The sequence below is a fragment of the Geomonas sp. genome (assembly GCF_056994735.1).
The window spans coordinates 21,438-28,477 of the sequence record NZ_JBXKJL010000014.1 but is presented as its reverse complement, the minus strand read 5'-3'; the positions used below and the strand labels follow the sequence as shown (position 1 = coordinate 28,477).

The 7,040-nt window shown below is 61.8% G+C and carries 5 protein-coding genes; all 5 read right to left on the bottom strand.

Annotated features, from left to right (window positions below; translation table 11 throughout):
* Positions 1-266: 266 nt before the first annotated feature.
* From AC11W3_RS00680 to AC11W3_RS00660, 5 genes are read right to left on the bottom strand one after another with little or no spacing between them, the layout of a single operon-like run.
* Positions 267-2,045 carry a cytochrome c3 family protein gene (locus AC11W3_RS00680; protein ID WP_484091386.1) on the bottom strand — a complete coding sequence of 593 codons (1,779 nt, stop codon included), beginning with the start codon at positions 2,043-2,045 and terminating at the stop codon, positions 267-269.
* Positions 2,046-2,099: 54 nt separating this feature from the next.
* A complete protein-coding gene (locus AC11W3_RS00675; protein ID WP_484091387.1) occupies positions 2,100-3,161 on the bottom strand; it encodes a 6-bladed beta-propeller in 1,062 nt (353 codons plus the stop codon).
* A gap of 16 nt (positions 3,162-3,177) precedes the next feature.
* Positions 3,178-5,202 carry a hypothetical protein gene (locus AC11W3_RS00670; RefSeq protein WP_484091388.1) on the bottom strand — a complete coding sequence of 675 codons (2,025 nt, stop codon included), beginning with the start codon at positions 5,200-5,202 and terminating at the stop codon, positions 3,178-3,180.
* Between the two features lie 10 nt (positions 5,203-5,212).
* Positions 5,213-5,815, bottom strand: coding sequence for a cytochrome c3 family protein (locus tag AC11W3_RS00665; RefSeq protein ID WP_484091389.1), 603 nt, complete (start codon positions 5,813-5,815; stop codon positions 5,213-5,215).
* A 27-nt stretch (positions 5,816-5,842) separates the two neighbouring features.
* Positions 5,843-7,021, bottom strand: a complete 1,179-nt coding sequence (locus tag AC11W3_RS00660; protein WP_484091390.1) for an NHL repeat-containing protein — start codon at positions 7,019-7,021, stop codon at positions 5,843-5,845.
* Between the last annotated feature and the right edge of the window lie 19 nt (positions 7,022-7,040).

The window sequence follows — 7,040 nt, the reverse complement described above, 5'->3', positions numbered from 1 at the left end:
AACAGGTAAGAGTCAATGATTATTAGGATTAGTACCGATCTTCCGCCAGCTTCCAAAGCTGTCATTCCCGAAGCGATTCTGATCGGGAATCCAGCTCCTAAACGACGTGAAATCTGGATCCCCGATAAGGGCATTCGGGGATGACAATCTCGTAGCGGAAGATTAGCGATAATCAATAAAAAAGACCAGGTGAAATACCCTGGTCTTGATGGCGGCCTGTGGCGCCGGGATTGGTAACGGAGTAGCGTGGGGGGGATCCCCCCCGGTCACGGTGTCAACGTGTAGGCGGGGTAGACCGCGCTATGGCAGGTCGTCGTGCAGGTCCTGGCTCCCGCATCGTAGAGCCCCGTGTCGCCGGCATAGCGCCGGTCCAGGTTGACCAGGTGAGCGGCGTTGTTCGAATTGGCTCCCGTGACCGATGGCGTCCCATGTGGATCGTGGCAGGCCGAGCAGGGGGCGAGCTTGCCTGCGTGATCGAGCACGTGACTCTTGTGCATGCCTGCCGAGGCGGAATGGGTCGGGTTGCCAGGGTCCAGCAGGTACAGCGAGTCGTGACAGCTGAAGCACAGCGGATAGCTGGTTGTGATGGACGGATAGGTGTCGTAGTTCTGGGCCCGCATGATGTGCGGTTCGTTGGAGCCGTGGGGAAGATGACAGTCGCTGCAATAGATCCGTTGCATCGAGGCCTGGTACTTCCCTAAGAGGCTCGCCCCGTTCCCCTTCCTGGTGGCCGTTACCGGGTGGTAGGAAGGATTGCCGGGGGTGAAACGCAGGCGCTCATTGTAGGCCTGGTAGAGACGCCTGGGCGGCGTGTAGCCGGTGTTGATGAAGTTGTCTGCCGCCCCGCCGGCATGGCACTTGTAGCAGATCTGGAACTCGTAGCTGGAGCTGTCGACAGTGGTAGTGGCCGTCTCGTCGACGCCGCGCACCCCTCGTAGCGGCCCGTTGACGTTGGGCGCGACCGAGGCCGGCCCCAGCAGCGGCGTCGTCGAACCCAGCGGCGAGCCCTGCAGCCCAGCCTGGTGAGGGTTGTGGCAATCCACGCACTCCACGTGCTTTTGGGCCAGCGACACGGGAAGGGTTTCGTCTTCCTTGTGCACGCCGGTGGTCGTTTTGATGGGGTGGGTGTAGGTCTTGGTGTTGAAGTCGCTGTAGACGTCGGTATAGGGGGAGCCATTGTGGCAGGAGAGGTAGCAGTTGGTCTCCTCGCCCGCCCCGACCTCGCTCAGCTTCACCAGGTGCTCACCCTGCTGTGCGCTGTGGACCAGGTGGCAGTTCATGCAGCCATAGGCCCCTACCTGGCCGGAAACGGTGGGGTACTGGCTCCCACCGGTGCGGTGAGGCGAATCCTGTTCGTTCCAGTTGGTCTTGTTGTGGCACTGGTTGCAGAGGGTGTCATGATTGACGCTGCTGTCCATGGCCAGGAAGTTGCCGTACTGGTTGTTGTGGGGGTCGTGGCAGGAGTTGCACTCCACGAAGAGGTCGTCGATCAGCTTGACCTTCTTTCCCGCCAGGGTCGAGGCGTCGTAGAGCTCCGGATTGGCGCTGACCGAGGGATAGGCGAAGGAGATCGGATGGTCATCGCGAAGGTCGGTGCCGATCCTGGCATTCTTGCGGGGGTCCGGATCGTAGGGCATGACCGGCAGCGCGGAGTCGAGGGTGACGTTCTCGCTGGCCGGGCCGATGGAGCCGAGGGCGATGGTGCCGTCGTGGCAGCTCAGGCAGAGCCGGGAGCCGCGCTGCGGCTGGTCCGGCTTGGGTGATGCCTTCATGGTGGTCGACTCGTAGGGCTGGTAGCGGCCGTCCGAGGGGACGTCGCGGCTCCAGAGGGGAGTCTGGGTGGCGTGATGCGGGGTGTGGCAGAAGATGCAGACCTCGCCCTGCGTAGCCGATTTCACGTCGTGGGCGCCGCCGCCCCCGGTCACCGAGAGGTTGTGGGGGGTATCGGTGACGATGGTCCCTCGCGGCTTCCCCGCGGCACCGCTCACGCCCGCCCAGGCGCAGATAACGGTGAAGGTCAATATGAGGCTCCTGCGATGAAACATGGTTAGCTCCGATAAGGGCCTGACAGTTGATGCGAGCCAAAGCTCCCCAGGCGGCTAGCGCTTGAGGTATCTGAAGACCTGCACCCGCTGGTTGTAGGAGTCGGCCACATAGATGTAGTCCTGGCTGTCGATGTAGATCCCGGACGGCATCCAGAACTGCCCCGGCTCCGAACCGTTGCCTCCGATCTCCAGCAGCAGCGTTCCCGCGTCGTCGAAGATCTGGACCGTGTCCTGAAGACCGTCGCAGACGTAGATGTGCCCGGCGCTGTCCACCGCCACCCCCTTGGGGCGGGCCAGGTTCCCCGAGGTGTCGCCCGCCTCCCCGAATGCCTTGAGGAAGTCCCCCTCCGGCGAGAAGATCTGGATCCGCGAGTTCAGGGAGTCGGTGACGTAGAGGAGGCCGCGGCGGTCGACGAAGAGGTCGGTGGGATAGTTGAACTGCCCCGTCCCGCTTCCCCGGCTGCCGATCTGGAACTGCTCCACTCCGTCCAGCCCGACCGCCCTCACCTGGTGGGAGCTGGTGTCCGCAACGTAGAGGAGCTTCTTCTTAAGGCTATAGGCGATGCCGGTGGGGCGGGCGATCTTGAAGGCCGAGAGCCGGGTCAGGCTCTTGTCCTGGAAGTTGTACTTGAAGACCGTCCCCACCCCCGAATCGGTGATGTAGAGATTGTCCCGCTCGTCCTCGGCCACCGCGATGGGACTCCTGAAAATGCCCCGGCCTCCGATGGTCTGGTAGTCATGCCCCTTGGAATCCATCAGGTGCACCGCGCCGAGCTTCACGTCCGCAACCAGCAGCCTGTCGCGCTCGTCGGCGTAGACGCCGTAGGGCTTGCGGATCTGCTCCTCGTGTTCGCCGACGAAGAACTCCGCCACCCGGGTCCAGAACCCCTTGACCACGCCGACATCGGCGGGGGTCCTCACTTCCTTCACCCAGACCACCACCGGCACCTGGGGAAGCGGGGGCCACTGCAGCTCCGGCTTCGAGACGCTGGTGGTCCTGAGTGTCGCCTCGGGCATGGTGGCGCAGCCAGCCAGGGCCGCCGCGGTCACCGCCGCCAGCGCGAGGAGCAGCCGCCTCAGCGGGCGCCCCTGCCGTTCAACCGTCTTCAATCTCATGCTGCCTCGCTGTACATCAGAAATACCTCACAATCACGACACGGACCTGATCGTTCCTGGTGGTCTGCCCGCCGGAGATTCTCCAGTCCTGCTGGCCCAGCAGGGAGAAGTTCAGCTTGCCGTAGACCCAGCGCAGGTTGGCGATCAGCGAGATGTCGTCCCGGTCGATGCTGCTCCCCAACGACTTGGTGTAGTTGGCGGTGAAGTTGGCGTTGCCGGTGCTCAGGAAGGGTCTGTTGTAGTTGAGCGAGACGTTGGAGGAGTTGACGCTGCTCCCGGTGGAACCGATGGAGGCGACAGAGTCTGTCACCACGTAGCGGTCCATCAGGTTGATGGAACCGGAGCTCCGGCCGAAGTTTGCCTTGTAGCTGTAATAGCCGCTGTAGGCCTGGTGCTGATCCTGGGTGGAGTCGACCACTTCCACAGTGGCTCCATACTTCGTGGCGTCCAGGCTGGTTTCGAAACCGAAGTTGGTGACCTTGGAGTCGGAGAGTTTCACGGCCTCCGCGCGCCCCGAAATCAAGTCCTGGCTGCTGTGGGCCCAACTGCCGAAGATCCGGTAACGTCCGTCGCGGAAGAAGGCCGTGCCGCTGGCCCTGGTGGAGGTGGTGGCGTATTTGACCTGGGGGCTCACCAGGTACGAGTAGGAGACCAGCAGCTTGTCTCCCACCAGGATCCGGTCGAACTTGACGAACCTGATCTTGGTCCTGTTCCCCTCGGTCACCAGAATATAGTCGACGTCCTTTTGGTAGGTGACGTTGAAGTTGGGAGAGGTCGACAAGGTGTTGATCACCGTCAGCGGCACGTCCGGATCCACGTCGGTGTGAAACAACTCGATGTCGTCCAGGGCAACCGTGCTGCCGTCCAGATACTTCACCACGTGCTCTTCCTTGATCGGCACGGTGGGGCTTCCCAGGTCGCGGTCGGTGATCTGGAAGGTCTCGGTGAGGTTGAGCTGAAGGCTCCCCTGCCACGGGAGCTTCTTCACGTAGTTCAGACCAACGCCTCCCGAGACGTCGTCCTCGTTCCCGGAGGAGAGCTTATCCTGCCTGCCGTTCAGGTCCAGCCGGGTGGAGAGGCTCTCGAAGAGCTGATGCTGCAGCCAGCCATGCTCCATGCTGGTCGTCTGGTTGGTAGCGGCGCCGTCGAAGATCGTCTCCCTGTTGGCGTAGGAGAAGTCGCCGCCGCTGTTAAGGGCCTTGCCGAGCGGGAGGTTCAGGATCTCGGTCAGGTTGAAGGTCTTGTCCTGGAAGACGCTGGAGAACTGGGCCACCAGCAGGTGCGTGTCCAGGGTGCGGTTGGAGCTCTTGTCACCGAGCAGGGTCACGTTGCGCAGGGTGAGCTCGTACTTGCGGGTATCCGGCGTGGGGTTGCCGCTCTTCACCACGGTGCGATCCGTGTAGGACGACAGCGTAAAGTCGGTCTTGCTCAGATCCTTGATGACGTGGTGAGCCTCCACATTCACGATATTCGTGCTCTGGTTGCGGTCCTGGACCAGGCCCGTGGTCTCGTTGTTGCTGTTGGTGTAGCTCACCCGGAAGGGAAGAAACTTGTTCTTCAGGTAGAGGTCGAGGTAGTTCGAATCGGTCAGCAGCGTGTAGGAGGGGATGAAGGACTGCTGGATGTACGTTCTCTGGTGCAGGCGGCTGAAGTGTATCGGGAAGAGGGAGCGGTTCAGCAGCTCTCCCGCCATGCTGTAGTCGACGCCCACGTTATCCCCGTGGGAAGAGTTACTGCTGGAGGTGGTCGCTTCCTGGTTCAGGTCCAGGTCGCCCGTGAAGATACCCTGCAGTATCCTGCGGTCATAGACGGTGTAGTCGACGCTGAAGTGGTACTTCTCGTCGAAGCGGTGCTGCGACGACGAGGAGGCAGGAGTCTGGCCGCCGCTGATCCGCTGCCCGTCGTAGTTGTAGTTAAGGTCCACCCATTGCTGGAAATTATTGAAGCTGAAGAGGCCGGTCCTCTGGGCTTGGGCCTCTTCCGCGGTCGCAGCTACCCCAAGGAGCAGGACGAACAGTATCAAAGAATTGTTCGACTTCATCCACGCTCCGCTATTTCAGGAAGAAACCCGAATTGCCGTAATGGGGGTTATGGCAATCGACGCACACCATGTGCTGGGCCTTGACCTTGTCGTGCATGGCAGAAGCCACACGGGTTTCCCGGTGGCAGGTGCCACAGATCTCCGCCTTGCTGGCCTTGAGGAGCGGGCTGTGGTTCGAGTTGTGCGGGAGGTGGCAGGCAAGGCAGTCGCCGACTGCGGCCGGGCCGTGGAGGAAGGGTCCCTTGAAGAAGTCTTTGTGACACATGAGACAGAGTTCTCTTTTGGGGAGAATGGTCCCCCCCTCCTTGGTCTTGTCATGGCAGGAGTCGCACTTCTTCTCCTGGTACGGAGGGTGCTGCGAGTCCTCCAGAACGGGGGCGTCCTTCGAGGCGCCCTTCTTTCCGGTCAACTCCTCGCGCACCTGGGTGACCCTCTGCTCGGCGTACTCGGAGCAGATCTGCTCCGCCGGGGGGAGGCTCGGCACGCCGTCGAAGACGGTGGTCAGCACCTTGTGCCGGGTGATGGTGTCGCAGCCACCCAACAGGGAGGGACCGGCCGCGGCGATAAAGCCACAAATGATGTAAGATGCGAGTTTTTTTCCAGGTTTTACCATCTGCAGCAAGTCCCTCGTCGCCGTCCGCTACTTCTTGTCGGTCTTCTCCGCGGCCGCCTTCAGGTCCGCCTCTCTCTGCTTGGCCGCGGCCGCCTCGTCGAACCCCTTCATCTTGCCGAGGCCGTAGATGGCGATCTTGTCCTTGCCGAACTGGCTGGCCACGAAGATGATCTGGTCCAGGTCGAAGTTGGGGTCGGCCATCTTCTGGAAGTAGGGGAGGTTCTCGTCGGAGACCGCGATCCCTACCGGCAGGGTCAGGGAGCCGACCGGGAGCCCGGGTTCGCCGAAGTACATCAGCAGCCGGTTGGACTCGTTGAAGATCTGCACGTTCTGCAGGCCATTGTCGACCACGTACATGCGACCTTCCTTGTCGACCGCGATCCCCTTCGGGCGGGAAAAGTCGCCGAAGCCGTCGCCGGCCTTGCCGAAGGAGCCGAGGATATGACCGTCACGGTCCAGTTTCAGCACGCTGCTGCTCCCCATGTTGGTGGTGTAGATGGTCCCCTTCTTGTCGAGGGAGAAGCTGATGGGAATGGCGAGCCCGGCGGTGTCCTCGGTGCCCTTGCCGATCCGGTTGACGACCTCCTTCGTCTGCAGGTCGAAGACGTCGATCTGGCTGTTGTCCATGTCCAGCACGTAGGCGTTGTCGCCGTACACCGCCACGTCGATGGGGTTCATCTTGGCCTCGCGCCCGAAGGCCTGCAGGAAGGTTCCGTTGGGGCTGAAGATCACCACCTCTTTGCGGCCGGAGTCGGCCACGTACATGTTGTCGGCGCCGTCGAAGGCCACGTTGACCGGCCTTCTCAGCTTGCCAGGGCCATGGTCACCCTTGAAGTACTCGAAGCTCTTCTTGGGGAGGTCGACGACCACCAGGGTCCCCAGACCGACGTCGGCAACGTAGATCTTCCCCTTGTGGACCGTGATGCCATAAGGTTTCCTGAAGGACTTGACCCTGTCGGCCTCGTCGGAACCGAACATGAAGAGGGAGAAGGAGCTTTTCTTGACTTCCACGTCGCTGGAGTCGCCGATCCCCATCAGGTATTGGACCCTCGGCGGATTGGGCTCGGGCGGGAAGAAGACGGGGCCGCTGCTCACCTTGGTGCTGGCGCAGCCGGAGAAGGAGGAGGCCGCCAGGGCCAAAACCGCCACCATTGCCATCTTGATACTGCTTCTCTTGACTACCGGGAGGAAATTCGTCTTTAACATCACTTGCTCCTGTGCCATG